This is a genomic window from Escherichia sp. MOD1-EC6021 (assembly GCF_002965245.1).
Lineage (GTDB): Bacteria > Pseudomonadota > Gammaproteobacteria > Enterobacterales > Enterobacteriaceae > Escherichia > Escherichia coli_F.
In genome coordinates this window covers 1-352 of sequence record NZ_PTRU01000137.1, presented here as the reverse complement: position 1 = coordinate 352, position 352 = coordinate 1, and the positions used below count along the sequence as shown (strand labels likewise).

The 352-nt window shown below is 55.1% G+C and carries 1 protein-coding gene and 1 pseudogene; both read left to right on the top strand.

Going from position 1 to position 352, the window contains the following annotated elements; translation table 11 throughout:
* Positions 1-102, top strand: a pseudogene (locus tag BEB54_RS29660) (hypothetical protein); the annotation flags it as partial.
* Positions 103-115: 13 nt separating this feature from the next.
* A partial coding sequence (locus BEB54_RS28355; RefSeq protein ID WP_032285374.1) for a DUF1380 family protein occupies positions 116-352 on the top strand: 237 nt, incomplete at its 3' end.

Genomic DNA, 352 nt, shown 5'->3' with positions numbered 1-352 from the left:
CTTCCGGAACGTCTGGTGCGTCAGACGTTGTTTCGCGCAAACCGCCTCCTGATGGAGGCATATACCGAAATTCTGGAACTGGATGCGTGCTTTAAAGATTGAGAAGGAGACGAGTATGTACGGAACATGCGAAACACTCTGCCGGGAGCTGGCAGCAAAGTATCCGGGAGACACGCCGTTGATGCTGGTTGTCTGGTCCCCGGAAGAGATTCAGGCCCTCGCTGACGGAATGGATATTTCCCTGTCCGATCATGAAATCAGGACCGTCCTGGCGCGCCTGGAGGACATCCCGGAAGACCAGCGAATTGAGTCCGGTATTTCTTCCGCCGCGGCGATGGAGATTATCAGCAAC